This window comes from Klebsiella oxytoca (assembly GCF_009707385.1).
Lineage (GTDB): Bacteria > Pseudomonadota > Gammaproteobacteria > Enterobacterales > Enterobacteriaceae > Klebsiella > Klebsiella oxytoca_C.
The window spans coordinates 2,415,991-2,434,948 of the sequence record NZ_CP046115.1; the positions used below are offsets into that span (position 1 = coordinate 2,415,991).

Sequence of the window (18,958 nt, forward strand, 5' to 3'; positions counted from 1 at the left end):
CAGGCTGCCGGTTGGCATTGCCAGAAAAGGGAAGGATCCACGCGAAAAATGTTGGTGTATATACTCCTTTTTTACCCTTTCTTGAGCGGGAGTACGCATGTGGAACTGGCGTAGTCCTTTTTTTCAGTGGATGAAACTGCTGGTTCTCTCCGGCGTACTTTCTTTTATACTTTTGTGGTTTCACCTTCCCGCCGCGATGCTGCTGGGGCCGATGATAGGCGGAATTTGCCTGAGCCTTCGCGGTGCGGAAATCCGCGTTCCTCGTCCTTTTTTTATCGCCGCTCAGGCGATTATCGGCTGCATGATCGCCCGCAGCCTGACTCCCTCTATTTTTGGCGTTCTGCTGGCTAACTGGGCGCTGGTGCTGTTGATCCTTGTTACTACGCTCGCCATCAGCGCGCTGGCAGGATGGCTGCTGGTGCGCTACAGCGATCTGCCTGGCGCCACCGGAGCGTGGGGGAGCTCGCCGGGCGGCGCCTCGGCGATGGTGATTATGGCTCAGGAGTATGGCGCCGATGTTCGACTGGTGGCGCTGATGCAGTATCTGCGGGTGCTGTTTGTTGCCGGAGCCGCAGCGCTGGTCGTTCGCGTGGCGCTCGGCGGCGATGCTCAGGAGATGGCTCAGCAGATTGCCTGGTTTCCCCCAATCAGCTGGCGGCTACCGCTTACGCTATTGCTGACGGCGGCGGCGGGATGGCTGGGGCTACGGCTGCGCTTACCCTCCGGCGCGATGCTTTTCCCGATGCTGATCGGGGCGCTGGTGCAGGGAGAAGGCTGGCTGCAGCTCGAACTTCCTGAGTGGCTACTGGCGCTGGCTTATGCCGCCATTGGCTGGAGCGTTGGTCTAAAATTTAATAAACAGATTTTCCTGCTGGCGTTCAAAACCCTGCCGCAGATCCTCGCATCAATTCTCGGCCTGATTCTGCTCTGTGCGCTGATGGCCTATGGACTCACGCAGGTTTTGCCGCTGGACTTTATGACCGCCTATCTGGCGACCAGTCCCGGCGGGCTGGATACGGTGGCGATTATTGCTGCCGGTACGCGAGCGGATATGTCGTTTATTATGGCGATGCAGACACTGCGTCTGTTCACCATCTTGCTGACCGGCCCGGCGATTGCGCGATGTATTTCTCGCTACGCGGCGCGGGAATAAAAAAGCCCTCACAAACGAGGGCTTACGTAGCTTATCGGCAATATTACGCTTTCAGCGCAGCCAGAGCGGCGTCATAGTCCGGCTCTTCGGTGATTTCGTTCACCAGCTGGCTGTAAACAACCTGGTCGTTCTCATCAATGACGACGACAGCGCGTGCCGCCAGACCGGCCAGCGGGCCCGCGGAGATAGCCACGCCGTAGTCGGCCAGGAACTGCGCGCCGCGCAGGGTGGACAGGGTGACTACGTTATTCAGGCCTTCCGCGCCGCAGAAGCGAGACTGAGCGAACGGCAGGTCGGCGGAAATGCACAGCACGACGGTGTTGTTCAGTTCAGATGCCAGCTGGTTGAATTTACGTACCGATGCCGCGCAAACGCCGGTATCGATGCTTGGGAAAATGTTCAGCACTTTACGGGAGCCTGCGAACTGGCTCAGCGCGACGTCAGAGAGATCTTTGGCCACCAGCGTAAACGGCTGCGCTTTAGCGCCAGCCTGCGGAATGGTGCCTTGAACAGAAACGGGGTTGCCCTGGAAATGCACGGTTTGTGACATGGTTATCTTCCTGTTTACATATAGTTAACGTCGCGGCTAGTGTATGACATCAGTCATCAGCACGGCAAATCCTTTTAACATTTACCTGTGAGGTTCAGGGAATGCGAAATCTGCGAGTCTATGAAGAAGCCTGGCCGCTACATACTCCGTTTGTTATCGCCCGCGGTAGCCGCAGCGAGGCAAAAGTCGTGGTGGTGGAAATTGAAGAAAATGGCGTCAAAGGTACGGGTGAATGTACGCCTTATCCTCGCTACGGGGAGAGTATTGCCTCGGTGATGGCGCAGATTATGACGATTGGCGAACGGATTGAACGCGGCGACTCCCGTGAGCAAATTCAACGCCTGTTACCGCCGGGGGCCGCGCGCAACGCGGTGGACTGCGCGCTCTGGGACTGGCAGGCGCGCAGCGCGGGTAAGAGCATCGCGCAGCTATTAGGCGTAACGCTGCCGCAGCAAGTGATCACGGCGCAAACGGTGGTTATCGGCACGCCGGACCAGATGGCGGCCAGCGCGGCTGCGCTGTGGGAAAACGGAGCGACATTGCTGAAAGTGAAGCTTGACGACCATCTGATTAGCGAGCGGCTGATTGCCATTCGTGAGTCGGTGCCTGAGGCAACGCTGATTGTCGATGCCAATGAAGCCTGGCGTAGCGATGGTCTGGCCGAACGCTGCCAGCTGCTGGCGGATATCGGCGTGGCGATGCTGGAACAGCCGCTTCCGGCGGGAGACGATGCGGCGCTGGAGAATTTTATCCATCCGCTGCCCATCTGCGCCGATGAGAGCTGCCATACCCGCGATAGCCTGGCGGCGTTGCGCGGTCGCTATGAGATGGTGAATATCAAGCTGGATAAAGCCGGCGGCTTGACCGAAGCGCTGTTGCTGGCGGAGGAAGCTGAGCGACAGGGATTTGCGCGGATGCTGGGCTGTATGCTGTGTACCTCAAGAGCCATCAACGCGGCGCTACCGCTGGCGCCGCTGGCGCGTTTCGCCGATCTTGACGGCCCGACATGGCTGGCGGTGGATGTTGAACCGGCGCTGCGTTTCAGCACCGGAGTGCTTCATCTTTAAGGATGCCAGTGCAGCAGCTCCGTCATTGCCGGCAGGTATTTATCCGTAGCCTCGTCGGCGGATATTGGCGGGAATTCGGCGGTTATGCAGGGCAGGCCGATATCCGCGCACCAGCTGCCGAAGGAGCCGGGCGTTTCATAACCGACGCTGCTCACCAGCGGTAGGCTAAACGCAGCGGCAAGCCAGCGTCCCAGCGCGCTGTGGCCGGGATCTTCAATGCAGGCCAGCGGATCGTGAAAAGAGACCACCCACGCCGGATGGATCTGATGGATTAGCTGGCACAGCGCCTGGGTCTCCGGCTCTGAAGCGGGTTTTTCACCGGTCAGCAGCACCACATCGCGCTCTTCAGCCGCGCTGTTCCAGCGATAGACCGTTTCACCTTCCTTCCAGTTCGCCGCCGGAAAATTGCGGTTCAGGTCAATGCCGCGCGCGTTGGCGCGCAGCCCCAGCTGGCAGCCATCAGGGTTGACCGCCAGCACCACGTGATGGCGCCGCAATTCCGGTTTCAGGGTTCGTAACGCGCAGGAAAGAGTGACAATGGATGAGTTTTCATCGCCGTGGGTACCGGCAAGGATCAGGCCGCTGCGGCTATCGGCCAGCGGAGCAGGGAACCACAGCAGCGGAGCGCCAAGGTGAGACCGACCATAGCGTTGTGTTCCCGGCGGAAAATCACCGCGCTGGGGGCGAGGACGAGAAACGGGCATAGGGTATCCTGTTAGCTGGTTATTTTCAGCAGTGTTGTGTAAAACCGCCCCGGAATCAAATAGTTTCCAGCGATGGTGAAATCAGCATATATGTCAACTTTCTTTCACAAGCCGTTTGCAATTTCAGGTGATGAAACAAATAATTATCGCACTGCCAGCTGTGGTTTTTTTATTTTAAAGGGGATCTTATGAAGTATCCTGTCACATTGACATGCGGGGCGCTGTGGTTAGCCAGCGTCTCTTCTCTTGCCTGGGCGGCAGATGTCCCGCCGGGTACCGTATTAGCCGAAAACCAGGTGCTGGTGCGGCATATCAAAGATGAACCCGCTTCCTTAGATCCCGCTAAAGCCGTCGGTCTGCCTGAAATTCAGGTTATCCGCGATCTTTTTGAAGGTTTAGTCAATCAGGACGAGAAAGGCAACCTTATTCCGGGCGTAGCGACCCGCTGGCAGAGTAATGATAACCGCGTCTGGACTTTTACCCTGCGCGATAACGCCCGCTGGTCAGACGGTACGCCGGTGACGGCTGAGGATTTTGTCTATAGCTGGCAGCGTCTGGTTGATCCTAAAACCACGTCCCCGTTTGCCTGGTTTGCTGCGCTGGCCGGTATCGCCAATGCACAGAATATTATAGATGGTAAAGCCGCGCCGGATACCCTCGGCGTCACCGCCGTGGACGCGCGCACCTTGCGCGTGCAGCTGGATAAACCGCTGCCGTGGTTCAGCAATCTGACCGCCAGTTTTGCTTTCTATCCGGTGCAGAAGGCCAATGTCGAGAGCGGCGATAACTGGACGCGCCCGGGAAATCTTATCGGTAACGGCGCGTACGTGTTAAAAGATCGCGTGGTGAATGAAAAGCTGGTGGTGGTACCCAACACGCAATACTGGGATAACGGTAAAACGGTGATCCAGCAGGTTACGTTTATGCCAATTAATCAGGAATCTGCGGCAACCAAACGCTATCTGGCCGGCGATATCGATATTACCGAGTCGTTCCCGAAAAACCTGTATCAGAAGCTGCTGAAGGATATTCCGGGGCAGGTTTATACTCCGCCGCAGCTGGGCACTTATTATTACGCGTTCAACACGCAGAAAGGGCCGACCGCCGATGAGCGCGTACGTCTGGCGCTCAGTATGACCATCGATCGCCGTCTGATGGCGGAGAAAATCCTGGGTACGGGCGAGAAACCGGCCTGGCGCTTTACTCCGGATGTGACCGCAGGTTTCACTCCACAGCCGACGCAAATCGAGAGCATGAGCCAGGCCGAACTGAATGCCCAGGCCAAAGCGCTGCTGCAGGCGGCGGGTTACGGTCCCGGCCGTCCGCTGAAGCTAACGCTGTTATATAACACCTCGGAAAACCACCAGAAGATCGCCATTGCGGTAGCCTCTATGTGGAAGAAAAACCTTGGCGTTGACGTGAAGCTGCAAAACCAGGAGTGGAAAACCTATATCGACAGCCGTAATACCGGTAATTTCGACGTGATTCGCGCCTCATGGGTGGGTGATTACAACGAACCTTCAACGTTCCTGTCGCTGCTAACTTCGACACACAGCGGTAATATCTCGCGTTTCAACGATCCGGCCTACGACAAAATTCTCACTCAGGCGGCGCTGGAAACTTCGGAAAAAGCGCGTAATAACGATTACAACGCGGCGGAAAAAATCATTATGGCGAAAGCGCCTATCGCGCCGATTTATCAGTATACCAACGGCCGTCTGATTAAACCGTGGCTGAAAGGATACCCGATCGCCAATCCGGAAGATGTGGCCTATAGCCGTACGATGTATATCTTGAAGCACTGATTGGTACTGACCTCCCGCTTACGTCAGTTAACCATCGCGGCGGGACTAAGTCCGCGCAATCCCAGCGCTCAACCCCATAAGCGGAAAAAACAGGGCGGATTTTCGTCATCACTCGGCGATAAACGATCCCAGGAGTTGCTGTCTGCCGCGCCAGAACGGGTGATTGAAGCCGCTCTGGATGAGGTTCAGGGAATTGCCCATGGCTAAGCGCAGCATCAAATTGCCAGATGCTGCGCCTCTTTCTCCGGCTGGCGAGGAGTCTGTTACGCCTGCGCCGCCGGTTACGCTTCACATCACCTTAACTGAACTCCCGCAGGGTAAAGTTCTCCACCGCATACATCAGAATCAATACCGGGCCGACCAGTTTAACCCCGGTGTTCAGGGAAATGCGTGCTTCAGTCCTATCCATGACGCTACCCGGCGAGTACATAATCAGGCACCGAGCAGTATCGGTTGAATGGGAGCTGCAAATAAAGAATGCGGCTGCCGACGCTGACTGGCTCGCTGATACGCCGCTCGTGGTTGGCGCCGGTGAGGCGTGCAATGTTACCCATGATATATCCCCTGGTTAGTGGAGACTCAACGAGAGGGGAATCGCAGCTGCCGACATTGCCTGATTGTTGTTATTTTTGCCTGTTTCTCTTTTAGTGATTGGTTCTGGCGAAAATTGCCGCATACTCTGGTTTTAAAATTACCTGAAAGAGTTCCTATGCGACATATGTTGTTCGATCTCTGCCGCCGTTATGCCGATGCTCACGTTGATCGGAACGGGGTTGCCGTAACGCCGGTGCCGGGGCTGACGATTGTCCGGGCTTTGCATCCTGGTGAATTGCAGGCGGCGATCGGCAGACCGCTGATTGCGATGCTGCTGCAGGGCCGAAAATGCGTCGCCACCGGGACGAAAAGTTTTGACTATGGCCCCGGTGAGGCGATGGTGATTGCTGCCGATGTTCCGACCCTCAGTCAGATTACCCAGGCCAGCCTTCGTTATCCTTACTATTCCCTGGTGCTGGAACTGGATACCACTATTCTGCATGAACTGCTGGATGCTGCGCCTGAGAAGCAGGGGGATTCGCCATGTGTGGGGGTCGAGCCGATAAATGCCGAGATGACGGGCGCGGCTTACCGGCTGGCAAAGTTGTTTGAACAACCGGAGGCAATGGCCGTTCTGGGGGATGGGTTACGGCGGGAGCTGTATTACTGGCTACTTCGCAGCGCGCATGGTCCTGCTATTCGTGCCCTGGGGACGGTGGATAGCCGTTCCGGGCGAATCAGCCGTGCGGTTGCGATATTGCGTAAGGAGTTTACACGTTCGATAAGCGTAGAGGAGCTTGCTGGCGTGGCGGGGATGAGCGTGTCCGTGTTCCATCAGCATTTTCGCGCCATCACAACGATTTCGCCCCTGCAATTCCAGAAGCAGCTTCGCCTGATTCACGCCCGTCATCTGATGCTTGCTGATGGCGTCGGGAGCGCGCAGGCTGCGTATTCGGTTGGCTATGCCAGCGTTTCGCAGTTTACCCGTGAATATAACCGTATGTTTGGTGCGCCGCCGGGGAAACGTATGGCGACCGACAGTATTTGATTCAACGTGTTATTTGCTGCCCTGTATGGCGTTTTTTAACTGTGAGATCAACCAGTTCAGCGCGGGATCCTGCTCCCGGCGCTTGTGGCGTAAAATACATAGCGTAAAAGCGGGATAAGCTATCGGGGGAACGCTGGAGCGTAAAGCAAAATGCTGCTGCCAGCGCCGGGCGAGCCCCTGCGGAACCGTGGCGAAAAGCGGCATGGTAGTGAGCAGTAGCGGAAAGGTAGAAAAGTTCGGCGTGATATAGCGTACGCGCCGTTGCAGCCCTTTATCCGCGAGCCGGCGGTCAATTTCGCTGTGCTTTGCATCGCGGTACGACACCATAACGTGCTCGTAAGCAATAAAGTCCTTTATCGATAATGGCCCGTTACACGGGATCTGCTGCGGTGACCAGAGCGTTGTAACCCCCATCGTCATGATCGGCTCGCTGACGACTTCGCCTGTGCTCGGCTTATTCAATGAAACGGCAATATCAATGGCATCCTGTTCCAGCAATCCGCGAACCTGGAAGGGGTCGGCGGCAATAATATGTAGCCCCACTCCCGGCGCGTCATGGGCGATAGCGGGTAATAACTCCGGCATCAGCCAGTGCTCGCTCCAGTCGCTCATTCCCACCCGAAAGGTATGCCTGGCCGTGGCGGGAGAAAAGTCCTGCGCGCCAAACATTACGGTATGCAGGTTTTCCATCAGCGGCTGCATATGAGCGATCAGCGCTTCGGCGCGCGGCGTCGGCAGCATGCCTTTGGCGCTGCGAACAAACAGCGGGTCGTTGAACATTTCACGCAGCCGTTTCAGCGCTCCGCTGATGGCCGGTTGTCCCAGATGCAGAGCCTCGGCGGTACGTGTGACGCTACCCTCCCGGTGCAACACCAGAAAAACCGTCAGCAGATTCAAATCTATCCGACTTAAATCATTTTCAATGATTTTCTTCATCACAATAATCAATTTGAATGTTATTCCTGCCAGAAGGATAGTGAATATCACCCAGTTTGATCAACCAGGCGCAAATGCGCGGAGGGCGTGATGCAACATTATCGAACAGGCGACGGCGTTATTTTTAAAGTGCCGGAACGTGAAATTCCCATTCCGGCAGCGGATTTATATCCAGACGCTATGCGGTCAGCGGGGGCTGATGAGGCCAGTGAATCCATATACATAGCTGGGTTGTTCGTACTCCCATGCGCCGACCACGAGCAGGCGGAAAAAAACCGCCGCTGGACGGAGGCGAGTGACAAATGTTGAACAGCCAAACTAGCATATTGGTTTTTGGCGCGACGGGTCAGCAGGGGGGCTCGGTGGCAAGAGCGCTACTAAATAAAGGCTGGTCCGTTCGCGTTATGGTGCGCGATCCTTTCTCTCAGGCATCGCTCGCGCTTCAGGAGGCGGGGGCGGAAATGATGACGGGGACATTCGATGATATCGACGCGATGCGTGAGGCAATGCAAGGCGTATACGGCGTTTTCAGCGTCCAGCCCAGTTCGCCAGGAGGGACGGTGACCGATGATGAGGAAATTCGTTATGGCAAGACGATCGCCAGCCTTGCCGTTGAGAGCGGCGTTCAGCATCTGGTCTATTCTTCAGGGAGTGCGGTGAGCGACAGGCCAACCGGCGTTGCGCACTTCGATACGAAAGCTGAAATCGAACGGTACATCCGTACGCTGCCAATTGTTTCAACCATCGTACGACCAGCGACTTTTATGGAGCTGTTGATCATGCCTGGCTTTGGGCTTGAAGAGGGGCAATTTCACTTCTTTATGTCGCCCGGGGAGGCGATACAGCTTCTCGCGGTAGAAGATATCGGGAAAATTGTCGCTGCGATTTACGCAGCGCCTGCGCGGTACAAAGGCAAAACGTTTGAAATCGCCAGCGATGCTGTCACTGGCCTGCGGCTTCAGGAACTGTTCTCAGCAACCGCGGGGCGGCCGATTCCATATTCTCGTTTTTCCAATGACGTATTGAGTGCTAACCCTTTTCTGCAAAAGCTGACCGCGCTGGTGGATGATGGACGGCTGGCGGGGCATGCCGATCTGCAGGCGATGCGGCAAATGAATCCGCAACTGCAGACCTTTGCATCCTGGCTCGCGGGAAGCGGGCGCGTCGCTTTTGAACGGGCGTTGGCAACCTCTACCCGCAGGTAGTTTAACCGCTAAACCCGCTTCAGCAATGGGGAACCGGCGCGGTATTCAGCGTCGGCTCCTCCTGCCGGGACAATCGTGGTCGCTACCTGGGGCTATTTAACTGCAACGTAATTCACTGGCTTCCCAGCTATAAGCGCCATTAGCCATTAACGAATCGCCCAGTTCCTGATAAGCAAAATGATAAAACTCGGCGCGGGCGCCATAGCCGGAGTAGTCAACTGCTGCAAGCCCAACGAACGCCCCGGTAAAGAATCCGCCATAGCTTTGCAGGACATAATCATCCGACAGGACAGCGGCATCCAGCCTGACAGGTATTTCAATGAACTCAACCCCATCAAAGCTATATTCATAGCTATACGTTTCCTTCCTGACTTTCGTCCGCAACCAGACATATTCGACATCGTCTGGGATCTTGATAGCCTCATCTTTCAAACAGGAAGTGTATTTCCCGCGGTTATTTTCACCTATTTCGATGACTCTACCGTTAATTTCATTCCAGGTAATGAACGCAAAACTCCAGTGGCGGTCATTGTAATAATTCGTTAATCCTGCCATTTGCTGGTAATTATATGGATTAAATTTGACTTTAACTTTTGCGTCAAAATAAAAAGCTTGCCAGCGGCGGGCAATTAGCGACAGGTCATGAGTATTTGCTAAAGAACCCTGGCCAATTAACGTTAGCTTACCATCGCCCGTGGAACCCATTTTTTCAGTAAACGGTACCCGCAGGGTATTCCAGTTGAGATCGAGCGTCGGCGCTGTAAACTCATCGCGCTGGCTATTATCTTTTGCGCTTTCGGTATAAATGGCATCTTTGGGGCCCTCGACGAACGTTTTTCCGCCGTGGCCTCCTGCGATACGCGGCCAGCCCTCTGCATCCCAATAAACTTTTTGGATAGCCGTTTCCCTGCCAAGGGTTGACCAGCCGCGAGGATCGTAGACCGATTCACCCGGTCGGTTCCACGGGCGAGCGCAAAGCGAGGCATAGTACCATTCACCCCCGGGGGTAGAAACCAGAGCACCGTGACCTTGCTTTTGGATATAGCTGTCAGGCGTATCAACGTTTGTTAAGAATACTTCTCCCGGCTCAGTTTCAAAGCTGTTAGCATCTAAGGTTTTTGAACGCGCCACCACCTCCTGGTGCGTAAAAACGGTGCCCCCCTGAGCGGCAAACAGATAGTAATACCCGTGCAGTTTATACAGATGCGGCCCCTCAACGAGCGCAACGGCGGTACCGCGGTAAATAGTACGCGCGGTCTGGGGGATTAATTTCAGCGTCGTCGTATCAAGTTCGGTTAAGGTGATGCCGTCGAAGGGATGGTGGTATTCCCGGTGATCCCAGGTTTGCTGCACAATATATTTACGGCCATCATCGTCATGGAACAGAGAAGCATCAAAACCAACGCCATTAAGTTTGACAGGATCCGTCCAGGGGCCGCGAATATCCGTGGCGGTAGTCAGATAGTTGGTCATGTCTTTAAAGGCGCCTTCGGTGACCTTCACGTCGGTATACACTAACCAGAATTTATCATCGGCATAAGAGAGCGCCGGCGCCCAAATTCCTCCCGATGAAGGGTTTCCTTTCATATCTAAAAGGGTGCTGGTTGACAAAGGGGCGGGCAGTAAATTCCAGTGTTCAAGATCTTTTGACTCATGTAAACGAACGCCGGGGAACCACTCAAACGTAGAGTTGGCGATATAGTAGGTATCCTTAACACGGATAATACTCGGGTCGGCATTAAACCCACGTAAGATAGGGTTTTGAATAAGTGACATATCATTACACCTTTTTAAAATTAAAAATATCCTAAGTACTGGAGTTATAGTTTTTGAATTACACGCGTATCTCATCAAGCTGACGGTTGATATCTGTGACATTTTTGTCAGAGATGGGATAGACCTGAATAATGATCATCGAGATAATCGCCAAAGCAATCGGGATCCAGACTGCGGTCATGATTATCCCATCGATAGCGCTGGCGCTTTGCTGGGCACCGGTCTCATTGAAGCCATAAACGGCCAGCAGCCACAGCGGAATCGCGCCGCCGATAGTAAAACCAATCTTGAAAAACAGCCCCATAATCGCGTTAATGATGGCCGCATTTCGTTTGCCAGATTTTAATTCGCCGTAAGCGATGACTTCGGGAACAAGCGCCCACATGAATCCGGTGGCTGAGGTTAAGCCCCATTGTTTAATAAACGTGGCGATATAAGCCAGCCACAGCGCATCGTGCATTCCCTCGCGTGACCAGAGGTAAGTTAATAGCTCACCAACAATAAACATGGCGAGGAAAATGTGAAAGAATCCTTTTTTACCAAATATTTTCTTAAGTTTGGGCCAAAAAACAGGGAAGGCGATACCCGGGATGGAGGCGACAAGACCCACGGCGCCCATCCATTCCGAATGGCCGACAACATACTGATTGAAAAAGCCATTAACCGTATTCATGAAAAACATGAACGTAAAGGCCAGCATAAAAAACAGTCCGAGAATAACCAACGGACGATTATGTTTGAGTTCAAGGAAGAGGTCGGTGGTTTTTACGTTGGCGGTCTGTTCTGCAGTCGCCACAACGCGTTCTTTGGTAAATTTATAGCAGATGAAAAGTGCCGCAGCGCCTATCAGCATATAAATCGAATAAACGCCGAACCAGGCATAGTTTGCGGATGGATCGGTATAGTTTCCCAGGTTGAGCTCAAGTCCAAAAAAACCGGTGTCCTTAAGGCTGCGATCTTTTGGCGAAGCCATCTGGACAAACATCGGGAACAGGGTATAGACGAGCAGGTTAGCGCTATTCGCCAGCATCATGCGCGTGCTGGTCAGTTTATCAATCGATTCCGGATCCCTTGTCAGTGACGCATTCAGAGAACCATAAGGAATATTCACCACCGAATAGACTAAATCCAGCGCTAAATAAACGATAAAGGCAAAAGGCACTGAACCCCGGACGCCAGGAATGGGAGCAAAAAGTAATGCGGAGAGGATCACTAGCGGCACGCCGGCTCTTAACAGCCAGGGACGGTATTTACCCGCTTTTGACGTTCGTTTATCAACAAAAGTGCCTACCATCGGATCCCAGAACACATTGATGATGCGGACAAAAAGAAAGATAAACCCTGCCGTTGCCGTACTGATTGTATTTACAGTCAACATGTGAAGAGCAAGAAAGCCGCCAATCGTGCCAAAAACGAGGTTTTGAGCAAAGTCGCCCATACCATAACCAATACGTTCTCCGCGAGTTAATTTATGATATTCATCATGGCGACTTTGCATTATGTTTTTACTCATTCTGAGCAGACTCCGGTGTGTTGTGTGTATGTGAAACACTTTCTGACATAAATGATCTCGTAGAATCCATTACGTTTTTAAATTAATTAATTATGTTTTTTTACTTCTGTGATCATTGAAGCAAAGGTCTGTTCAGACCCGGTTTACCTCATTGCAGAAAAACCGCTCACCAGCTATATCACAGTAGGTATCGTTTCTGCAAAAGCGGAATTTTATTTTTGCCCGAATGACCCTGGGAAATGTCCGCTATATAGATCTCTATATGTTGAATATATGCTCTGGGATATTTGCGAGATGGCTCACATTTGAGCATTTTCTTAATCGCTGAGTGAAATAACGTAATTGAGCAACGGCTCAGGAGAATACAGGATGTGTCACAGTTGTTAAATTTTCGCTGCATAGATTTCGGGGTTTATTATGCAATCTTTGGTTGAGAGCAGCGCAGGCCGTTGGCACAACGGCCGCTACTCACAATTGGGTAAGCAAAATGTTGTCCGGTGGGTACGGAGAGGACGCGGTGTTGTTAAATAATGACATTTATTAATGCATCCCCCTTGTGCATACAATAAATCTTATGCCGGTAAGTGAATTATTCGCGGCGGTGGTTTACATGGTTCATCGCTAATCATAAATATTTGTCATGGAGATAACGTAGCCGAAATAATCAACAGCCTCTGTAATTATACAAAATAAAATTAACTTGTTCTGATGATAGCGAAACATTCCGTTTGCTCAGGGCAGGATGATTATTGTCTGAATAAAATTAACCAATATTGAGATAATCATGACAATGACCAAGAAACTTCCATTAACCATGGCGGCAATCGCCGTATTTTTTCCGTTTACCTCTGCAATAGCCCAAGAATTTACTCAGGAACAGATCGACGCTATCGTCGCTAAAGCGGTCGATAAGGCGCTGGCCGAACGCCAGGCGAAGATCGATGCCGCCGCAGATAAGAAGGTAGACGTCATTACCAACCCGCAAACCACCGCGGCCTCGCCGGATATGGCTATTCCATTTGGTCTCAAGTTCAGCGGTTACGCCCGCTATGGCGCCCACTTCCAGACCGGCGACCAGAAATACGTCGGCGTCGATGGCTCCTATAACGGCGCCTCGGCAATTGGCCGTCTCGGCAACGAAAGTAACGGTGGTGAATTCCAGATAAGCAAGGCGTTCAAAAGCGCTCAGGGAGCTATCTGGGATCTCAACGTAATGTTCGACCACTGGAGCGATGAAGTTAACCTGAAAAAAGCCTACGTCGGCGTCACCAACGTGCTGGAGTCGAATCCCAACGCCTATCTGTGGGCCGGCCGCGACTTCCACCAGCGTCCGCAGCAGGGCATCAACGACTACTTCTGGATGAACCACGACGGCCAGGGCGCCGGGGTGAAAAACTTTGATATCGGCGGCGTGCAGTTTGACGTGGCGGGGGTGTCGCAGGTGAAATCCTGTAGCCCGGAAGTGATGGCCGATGAGACCAACCCTTCGCGGATTACCTGTACCGGCAGCTCCGATACCGGTGATGATGGCCACTACGCGCTGACTACCAAAACGCACAATATTAAAGCCGGCCCGATCGACGTGGAAGTGTACGCCAACTACGGCTTTGATTCGAAAGCGGTTGATAGCGACGAACGTCTTGAAGCCTGGCAGGGCGGGCTGGTGCTGAGCCACACCAACGACAGCGGCGTCAACAAAGTTATCCTGCGCTACTCCGACAACTCGGATAACAGCGTATATAACAAGACCGACGATCTGACCGCAATCTACGCCAGCTTTGAAGGGCTGCATAAATTTACCCAACAGGCGCAGGTCGAGTATCTGCTGGCCTTCCACGATTATGACAACGGCAAAGACAAAACGGATAACCGTAAAAACTACGGCGCTATCGTGCGGCCGATGTACTTCTGGAACGATGTGCACTCCACCTGGCTGGAAGCGGGCTATCAGCGCGTCAATTACGATCAGGGCGGTGACAACCACGGCTGGAAGCTGACGCTGTCGCAGAATATCGCCATCGGTATGGGGCCGGAGTTCCGTCCGATGCTGCGCTTCTACGTGACCGGCGGTCAGGTGGATAACGAACGTACCGCGAAGGTCAACGGCACCAAAGACGAACAGCTGGATTCGCTGAACGTCGGCGGGATGTTTGAGGCGTGGTTCTAAGGTCCGACGGATATCATCCGGATGACAGGCTGACGTGCGCCAGCCTGTCAGCTCAATTTATCGTCAGACGCAGGGCCAGATCCTGTGGATAGGGATCGAAGTAGTTCTGCGTCTGCAGATAACGATCCGGGTACTCGGCCAGATAGTGCTTGAGCAGCGTTAACGGCGCGAGGATTGGCAGCAGTCCGGAGCGATAGTTGAGGATCACCTCCCGTAGTTCACCGCGCTGGCGGCTGTTCAACTGGTCACGGAAGTAGCCCTGAATATGCATCAGCACGTTGGTGTGGTTTTTTCGCGAGGCGGGCTTTTTCAGGATCGCCATTAATTTTTCGCGATACGCCACAAAGAAGGCTTCCAGATCTTGCCATTCGTGAAGCGAGGCAACGAATGGTCCTATCTCGCGGTAGCCGGCCTGATGATGGGCGAGCAGCTGCAGCTTATAGCGGCTATGAAAATCGAGCAGCGCACGACGCGTAAGGCCATTTTTATACAGGCAGTTAAGCTCGTGCAGGGCGAAGACCCTTTCGACAAAATTTTCCCGCAGCACCGGATCGTGCAGGCGGCCATCTTCTTCAACCGGTAGCCACGGATATTTCTCCAGCAGCGCTGCGGTAAACAAGCCGGTTCCTTCTTTACGTCCGCGATTGCCTTTTTCATCATACAGCCGCACGCGCTCCATCCCGCAGCTGGGTGATTTAGCACAGACGATAAAGCCCGACAGCTCGCCCATTGATGAGAGCCAGGCGTGAGCGAAATCGGTCATTTTTTCCGTTACGTCGTCGTGCGGGGCATGAGTGAAGCGCATACGGAACTCCCCTTCAGCGCTCTGCACCAGCCGCAGCGCCGGGCGGGGAACGGGCAGACCGATCGCCATTTCCGGGCAAACAGGCTTGAATGCCACCCACAGCCCGAGTTCATCCATCACAAAGCCCATGCGTTTATGCCCGCCGTCGAATCGCACGGCTGAACCGGTAAGACATCCGCTGATCCCAATGACAGGTTGCGTGTTCATGGCGCTCTCCTCTATTAATTTGCGGTGCGGGTGAAGAAAAGGGTTACGCTGGCGACGGTAAGGCCAAATTTCTTCATCTCCGTTTTGTTGAACAGATGCGTGCCGTCCTGCAGGAACATCCAGTCATCGAAGTGCAGTCGCCAGGTGTGACCGTTGGCTTTCACGTTCATGCTGTAGCGCCAGTGAAAAGCGTTCCCCGCCGCCTCGCCGGACGCCACGCCGACAATATCGCCCGCGGTGCCCGCGTAACGGTTGTCGCCGGTGCGGCGAATCCGCCACACTCGCTGCTGCTTCTCGCCATCGTCATAGACAAAGCGTTCATGGAGCGTCAGCGTGTCGCCAACGACGTCGCCGTCAATCTCCACATGGAAGCGGCGCAGCTGCTTGCCATTGCGATCCTGAACCATCCCCCATGCTGTCGTCTTTCCCTGAAAGTAGTGGAAGATGTCCAGCGCCGGCTGCTGCTGTCGGTAGTCGGTTACCTCGGTGCTGCATCCCGTCAGGATCAGCATCAGCAGCGCCAGGCCAAGGGTCAACATTCGTTTCATGGTGTACCTCCGATTAACTGCTGACGCAGCTCGGGATAGGTGGTGTGTGGATCGAGCCAGATGGCGAGAAAGCGGGTACTGAACGCTGCCGACTGGCGTGGGCCGAGCGGAGTAAAAGCAGGTTGCGCGGCGCTGGCGCGATACCAGAACTGCCCCTCGCCGCCGCTTACGACAAACGCCAGCTGCGTGCCCGCCGCGACGTCTGGCCAAAGTCCCTGGAGCATGCTCAGCCACGCCTCGCTACGCGGCTCCTGCTGGAGAATTCCCTGGGCCTGCCACTGCTCGCGGGTGGCCGCTACCAGTTCGTCGCTATCGATAGCGCGCTGGTAGGTGATAATCAGCGCCCGATCCTGCTGCGGGCCATCATATCGACCTTCCGGGGTCCGCAGCTGCGAGGTGTAGACGGTGAAGGGGCCCCAGGTGAGGGTTGCTTCGCCAACGCGACGCCAGGTCAGCCAGTCGGCGGCACTGGCGGCTGGGACCAGTGCCACCAGCCATAGCAGTAGTAAAGCCGTTTTCATTACCGTCTCCCCAGCGCAAAATGGAACAAGATCATCACCGTCAGCCAGCCGCAGGCCATCGCGCCAGCGCCGACAGCCGTCGGTACCAGTAGGGTCATGGCGCCCAGACGAGCGCCGAGCAGGTAGGCCACGGGGCCGCCGATGGACGCCGACAGGACCAGCAGCCAGCCAGGCAGCGTTGTGGTGCTGGTCAGGCGACTCCAGACGACGGCGAACATCAGCCACAGCGCAACCATCCACAGGGGAAGCAAGGCGTCGCCGGAAAAATCGATCAGCCCCGATAGCGTCCAGAGCGTATCCAGCCCGCAGCCCGCGGCGGCCAGCAGCAGCGCTGACAGACGGTATTCTGCCGGTAGCCGCAGCCAGCAGAGGATTGCCAGCGTCAGCCAGATCCACACCCCGCGTTCGCGCAGGACCACCACCAGCGTCCAGTAAAGATCGAACGCGACGGCTATGAGCAGGATCGACGCCGGGCGGTTCATACCCGCTCCGCGGTCAGCTGTACCACGCTGATGGTACGGGCGTTAAACCCGGCTTCACAGTAGCCGAAGTAGTAAAGCCACATGCGGCGAAAGCGATCGTCGAAACCGAGCTTTTCAATATCCTGCCAGGCGTGGGTGAAACGCTGCCGCCAGTGGGCGAGAGTGCGGGCGTAGTCCGGGCCCATATCAAACAGATCGCGCACCACAAAATCGGTATGCCGCGTCATCAGTTCGCTCATTGCCGTGATACTGGGCAAAAAGCCGCCGGGAAAGATGTAACGCTGGATAAAATCAACGCTTTTGCTGTAGTCGCGATAACGCTGATCCTGGATGGTAATCGCCTGTATCGCCATTCTGCCGCCCGGACGCAGGCGCGCCTGGCAGGTGCGGAAGAAGCCCGGCAGATAGCGCTGTCCTACGGCTTCAATCATCTCCACCGACAGCAGTTTATCGTACTGGCCGGTGAGATCGCGGTAATCGCAGAACAGCACCTCGACGCGCTCCTGCAGCCCGGCGCGGGCAATCCTCGCCCTGGTCCACTGAAACTGTTCCTGCGACAGGGTGGTGGTGGTAACCCGGCAGCCGTAATGGCGGGCGGCGTATTCGGCCATCGCTCCCCAGCCGGTGCCAATTTCCAGCAAATGATCGCCGGGCCCGAGCGCCAGCTGTTCGCACAGGCGCGCCATTTTGGCCCGCTGGGCCTGGGTCAGATCCTGGTCGTTATCGGTAAACAGCGCGCTGGAGTAGAGCAGTTCATCGTCAAGAAAGCGGGCGTAGAAGTCGTTGCCCAGGTCGTAATGGGCGGCGATATTTTCCCGCGCCTGCGCGCGTGAGTTGCGGCGCGTCCAGTGGCGCAGTCGCTCGACGGGTTTGCCCAGCAGACGGAAGCCGCGCTCCAGACGCCCAAGCACCTGGCCGTTACGCGCGAGGATCTGCAGCAGCACCGTCAACTGATGACTCTCCCAGTCGCCGTCCATCCACGCCTCCGCAGCGGCGAGGCTACCGCCGGTCAGTAAACGCCAGTAGACGCCAGCAGAGAGCACTCGCGCCTCGGCGCGCAGATCGGAGGCAGGGTCGCCAAAATGAAAGAGGTGCGCCCCTTCGCGTATAGTGAGCGAGCCTTCGCGAAGACCGCTCAACAAACGAAAGAGCAGCCAGCGCGCGATACGCACGTTGCGCGGAATATCGGGTTCAAGCGCAAAGACGGGATCGGTCATGAGCGTTCACTCCTGCTGACAGGATGGTTGTACAGCGGCACGCGCTTGAGCCACAGCCGCAGCGCCTGCCAGTAGATCGCGAGGACGGTTTTTAGCGTCATCAGCGGAATGCGCAGCAGCAGCCCGCGCAGGCTGGCGCGCGTTAAAGGCTCGCGGTGCAGGGCCAGCGTGGCGTCAAAGACTTTGCTGGTCTGATGGTTCTCAATATGCATGAGCAGCGTTTTACCCGGACAGTTAAAGCGCCAGTGATAGACCATGTCCATCGGGTTAAACGGGGAGACATGAAAGGCTTTCTCCAGCGGACGCGCCCGTTGACCGTCTACCGCGTAATAATGACGTTCATTCCACGGGGTGTTGCGCACTTCGGCCAGCACCCAGCGCAGGGTATCAGCGCCGTCATAGCAGTAGTAAAAATTGACCGGATTAAAATGAAATCCCAGGTAGCGCAGTTGGGTCAGCAGCATGACGCGACCATCCGGGCGTTCGCCGGTCAGGTTTTCCAGACGCTGCAAAACCTGTTCTTTCAAAGGCATACCGAGCGGATAATCCGCATCGTAAAAAGAGGCGGCGGCAAACCGATTGCGGCGAATACCAACCGTGGAGAGCATGACCAGTTCGTCCAGGTCAAGCCAGGCCATAAAAAGGCGATAGCTAAAGTGGTGGGCTTTTGGCTGGAGCCGGCGGTGGCGTAATACGCCCTGATAGAGGCAGCTGTTCATT

General features: G+C 55.1%; 18 protein-coding genes and 1 pseudogene. 7 read left to right on the top strand and 12 right to left on the bottom strand.

Annotated elements, in window-relative coordinates; all coding sequences use genetic code 11:
- Nucleotides 1–97 precede the first annotated feature (97 nt).
- Complete coding sequence (locus GJ746_RS11175) at nt 98–1,153, top strand: AbrB family transcriptional regulator (RefSeq protein WP_195908825.1); 1,056 nt, start codon at nt 98–100, stop codon at nt 1,151–1,153.
- A gap of 43 nt (nt 1,154–1,196) precedes the next feature.
- On the opposite strand, the gene tpx is transcribed toward GJ746_RS11175, so the two are convergent.
- Entirely contained in the window at nt 1,197–1,703 is a 507-nt protein-coding gene (gene tpx, locus GJ746_RS11180; protein WP_004101479.1) for a thiol peroxidase, read from the bottom strand.
- 101 nt (nt 1,704–1,804) lie between these two features.
- Between tpx and ycjG the strand changes: the two genes are divergently transcribed.
- Complete coding sequence (gene ycjG, locus GJ746_RS11185) at nt 1,805–2,770, top strand: L-Ala-D/L-Glu epimerase (protein WP_154680252.1); 966 nt, start codon at nt 1,805–1,807, stop codon at nt 2,768–2,770.
- Here ycjG and mpaA read toward each other — a convergent pair.
- Nucleotides 2,767–3,474: a murein tripeptide amidase MpaA gene (mpaA, locus tag GJ746_RS11190; RefSeq protein ID WP_154680253.1), complete on the bottom strand. Its 708-nt coding sequence runs from the start codon at nt 3,472–3,474 to the stop codon at nt 2,767–2,769. The genes ycjG and mpaA overlap by 4 nt on opposite strands.
- A 188-nt stretch (nt 3,475–3,662) precedes the next feature.
- On the opposite strand from mpaA, the gene GJ746_RS11195 reads away from it, so the two are divergent.
- Entirely contained in the window at nt 3,663–5,279 is a 1,617-nt protein-coding gene (locus GJ746_RS11195; RefSeq protein ID WP_154680254.1) for a peptide ABC transporter substrate-binding protein, read from the top strand.
- A 413-nt stretch (nt 5,280–5,692) separates the two neighbouring features.
- On the opposite strand, the gene GJ746_RS11200 is transcribed toward GJ746_RS11195, so the two are convergent.
- Complete coding sequence (locus GJ746_RS11200; RefSeq protein WP_154680255.1) at nt 5,693–5,833, bottom strand: hypothetical protein; 141 nt, start codon at nt 5,831–5,833, stop codon at nt 5,693–5,695.
- Between the two features lie 155 nt (nt 5,834–5,988).
- Here GJ746_RS11200 and GJ746_RS11205 point away from each other — a divergent pair, with 155 nt between their 5' ends.
- On the top strand, nt 5,989–6,861 hold the full coding sequence (locus tag GJ746_RS11205) for an AraC family transcriptional regulator (protein WP_154680256.1): 873 nt from the start codon (nt 5,989–5,991) through the stop codon (nt 6,859–6,861).
- A gap of 9 nt (nt 6,862–6,870) precedes the next feature.
- On the opposite strand, the gene GJ746_RS11210 is transcribed toward GJ746_RS11205, so the two are convergent.
- Entirely contained in the window at nt 6,871–7,797 is a 927-nt protein-coding gene (locus GJ746_RS11210; RefSeq protein WP_154680257.1) for a LysR family transcriptional regulator, read from the bottom strand.
- 90 nt (nt 7,798–7,887) lie between these two features.
- On the opposite strand from GJ746_RS11210, the pseudogene GJ746_RS25620 reads away from it, so the two are divergent.
- Together GJ746_RS25620 and GJ746_RS11215 are read left to right on the top strand one after the other, a co-directional pair.
- Nucleotides 7,888–8,042, top strand: a pseudogene (locus GJ746_RS25620) (MBL fold metallo-hydrolase); the annotation flags it as partial.
- Nucleotides 8,043–8,099: 57 nt separating this feature from the next.
- Nucleotides 8,100–9,002 (top strand): NmrA/HSCARG family protein, encoded by a 903-nt coding sequence (locus GJ746_RS11215; protein ID WP_413773430.1) that lies wholly within the window; start codon nt 8,100–8,102, stop codon nt 9,000–9,002.
- A gap of 96 nt (nt 9,003–9,098) precedes the next feature.
- On the opposite strand, the gene GJ746_RS11220 is transcribed toward GJ746_RS11215, so the two are convergent.
- Both GJ746_RS11220 and GJ746_RS11225 read right to left on the bottom strand, forming a co-directional pair.
- Complete coding sequence (locus GJ746_RS11220) at nt 9,099–10,778, bottom strand: glycoside hydrolase family 43 protein (protein ID WP_154682701.1); 1,680 nt, start codon at nt 10,776–10,778, stop codon at nt 9,099–9,101.
- Between the two features lie 58 nt (nt 10,779–10,836).
- Entirely contained in the window at nt 10,837–12,276 is a 1,440-nt protein-coding gene (locus GJ746_RS11225; RefSeq protein ID WP_195908860.1) for an MFS transporter, read from the bottom strand.
- Nucleotides 12,277–13,075: 799 nt separating this feature from the next.
- On the opposite strand from GJ746_RS11225, the gene GJ746_RS11230 reads away from it, so the two are divergent.
- A complete protein-coding gene (locus GJ746_RS11230) occupies nt 13,076–14,458 on the top strand; it encodes a carbohydrate porin (protein WP_154680259.1) in 1,383 nt (460 codons plus the stop codon).
- Between the two features lie 52 nt (nt 14,459–14,510).
- Here the strand turns inward: GJ746_RS11230 and GJ746_RS11235 are convergent, their stop codons facing one another.
- From GJ746_RS11235 to GJ746_RS11260, 6 genes are read right to left on the bottom strand one after another with little or no spacing between them, the layout of a single operon-like run.
- Nucleotides 14,511–15,470, bottom strand: coding sequence for a YbgA family protein (locus tag GJ746_RS11235; protein ID WP_154680260.1), 960 nt, complete (start codon nt 15,468–15,470; stop codon nt 14,511–14,513).
- A 14-nt stretch (nt 15,471–15,484) separates the two neighbouring features.
- Nucleotides 15,485–16,018, bottom strand: a complete 534-nt coding sequence (locus GJ746_RS11240; protein WP_154680261.1) for a DUF3833 domain-containing protein — start codon at nt 16,016–16,018, stop codon at nt 15,485–15,487.
- On the bottom strand, nt 16,015–16,539 hold the full coding sequence (locus GJ746_RS11245) for a hypothetical protein (RefSeq protein ID WP_154680262.1): 525 nt from the start codon (nt 16,537–16,539) through the stop codon (nt 16,015–16,017). The genes GJ746_RS11240 and GJ746_RS11245 overlap by 4 nt, the downstream gene beginning before the upstream one ends.
- On the bottom strand, nt 16,539–17,021 hold the full coding sequence (locus tag GJ746_RS11250) for a DUF2878 domain-containing protein (RefSeq protein WP_154680263.1): 483 nt from the start codon (nt 17,019–17,021) through the stop codon (nt 16,539–16,541). The genes GJ746_RS11245 and GJ746_RS11250 overlap by 1 nt, the downstream gene beginning before the upstream one ends.
- On the bottom strand, nt 17,018–18,238 hold the full coding sequence (locus tag GJ746_RS11255) for an SAM-dependent methyltransferase (RefSeq protein ID WP_154680264.1): 1,221 nt from the start codon (nt 18,236–18,238) through the stop codon (nt 17,018–17,020). The genes GJ746_RS11250 and GJ746_RS11255 overlap by 4 nt, the downstream gene beginning before the upstream one ends.
- Nucleotides 18,235–18,957, bottom strand: coding sequence for a DUF1365 domain-containing protein (locus tag GJ746_RS11260; RefSeq protein ID WP_154680265.1), 723 nt, complete (start codon nt 18,955–18,957; stop codon nt 18,235–18,237). Before GJ746_RS11260 ends, GJ746_RS11255 begins: the two co-directional genes overlap by 4 nt.
- Nucleotide 18,958 lies beyond the last annotated feature (1 nt).

What these genes read in the sequence shown, in the direction of transcription:
- GJ746_RS11175 (WP_195908825.1), top strand. Translation starts at nt 98, where the DNA reads ATGTGGAACTGGCGTAGTCCTTTTTTTCAGTGGATGAAACTGCTGGTT.
- tpx (WP_004101479.1), bottom strand. Translation starts at nt 1,703, where the DNA reads ATGTCACAAACCGTGCATTTCCAGGGCAACCCCGTTTCTGTTCAAGGC.
- ycjG (WP_154680252.1), top strand. Translation starts at nt 1,805, where the DNA reads ATGCGAAATCTGCGAGTCTATGAAGAAGCCTGGCCGCTACATACTCCG.
- mpaA (WP_154680253.1), bottom strand. Translation starts at nt 3,474, where the DNA reads ATGCCCGTTTCTCGTCCTCGCCCCCAGCGCGGTGATTTTCCGCCGGGA.
- GJ746_RS11195 (WP_154680254.1), top strand. Translation starts at nt 3,663, where the DNA reads ATGAAGTATCCTGTCACATTGACATGCGGGGCGCTGTGGTTAGCCAGC.
- GJ746_RS11200 (WP_154680255.1), bottom strand. Translation starts at nt 5,833, where the DNA reads ATGGGTAACATTGCACGCCTCACCGGCGCCAACCACGAGCGGCGTATC.
- GJ746_RS11205 (WP_154680256.1), top strand. Translation starts at nt 5,989, where the DNA reads ATGCGACATATGTTGTTCGATCTCTGCCGCCGTTATGCCGATGCTCAC.
- GJ746_RS11210 (WP_154680257.1), bottom strand. Translation starts at nt 7,797, where the DNA reads ATGAAGAAAATCATTGAAAATGATTTAAGTCGGATAGATTTGAATCTG.
- GJ746_RS11215 (WP_413773430.1), top strand. Translation starts at nt 8,100, where the DNA reads ATGTTGAACAGCCAAACTAGCATATTGGTTTTTGGCGCGACGGGTCAG.
- GJ746_RS11220 (WP_154682701.1), bottom strand. Translation starts at nt 10,778, where the DNA reads ATGTCACTTATTCAAAACCCTATCTTACGTGGGTTTAATGCCGACCCG.
- GJ746_RS11225 (WP_195908860.1), bottom strand. Translation starts at nt 12,276, where the DNA reads ATGCAAAGTCGCCATGATGAATATCATAAATTAACTCGCGGAGAACGT.
- GJ746_RS11230 (WP_154680259.1), top strand. Translation starts at nt 13,076, where the DNA reads ATGACAATGACCAAGAAACTTCCATTAACCATGGCGGCAATCGCCGTA.
- GJ746_RS11235 (WP_154680260.1), bottom strand. Translation starts at nt 15,470, where the DNA reads ATGAACACGCAACCTGTCATTGGGATCAGCGGATGTCTTACCGGTTCA.
- GJ746_RS11240 (WP_154680261.1), bottom strand. Translation starts at nt 16,018, where the DNA reads ATGAAACGAATGTTGACCCTTGGCCTGGCGCTGCTGATGCTGATCCTG.
- GJ746_RS11245 (WP_154680262.1), bottom strand. Translation starts at nt 16,539, where the DNA reads ATGAAAACGGCTTTACTACTGCTATGGCTGGTGGCACTGGTCCCAGCC.
- GJ746_RS11250 (WP_154680263.1), bottom strand. Translation starts at nt 17,021, where the DNA reads ATGAACCGCCCGGCGTCGATCCTGCTCATAGCCGTCGCGTTCGATCTT.
- GJ746_RS11255 (WP_154680264.1), bottom strand. Translation starts at nt 18,238, where the DNA reads ATGACCGATCCCGTCTTTGCGCTTGAACCCGATATTCCGCGCAACGTG.
- GJ746_RS11260 (WP_154680265.1), bottom strand. Translation starts at nt 18,957, where the DNA reads ATGAACAGCTGCCTCTATCAGGGCGTATTACGCCACCGCCGGCTCCAG.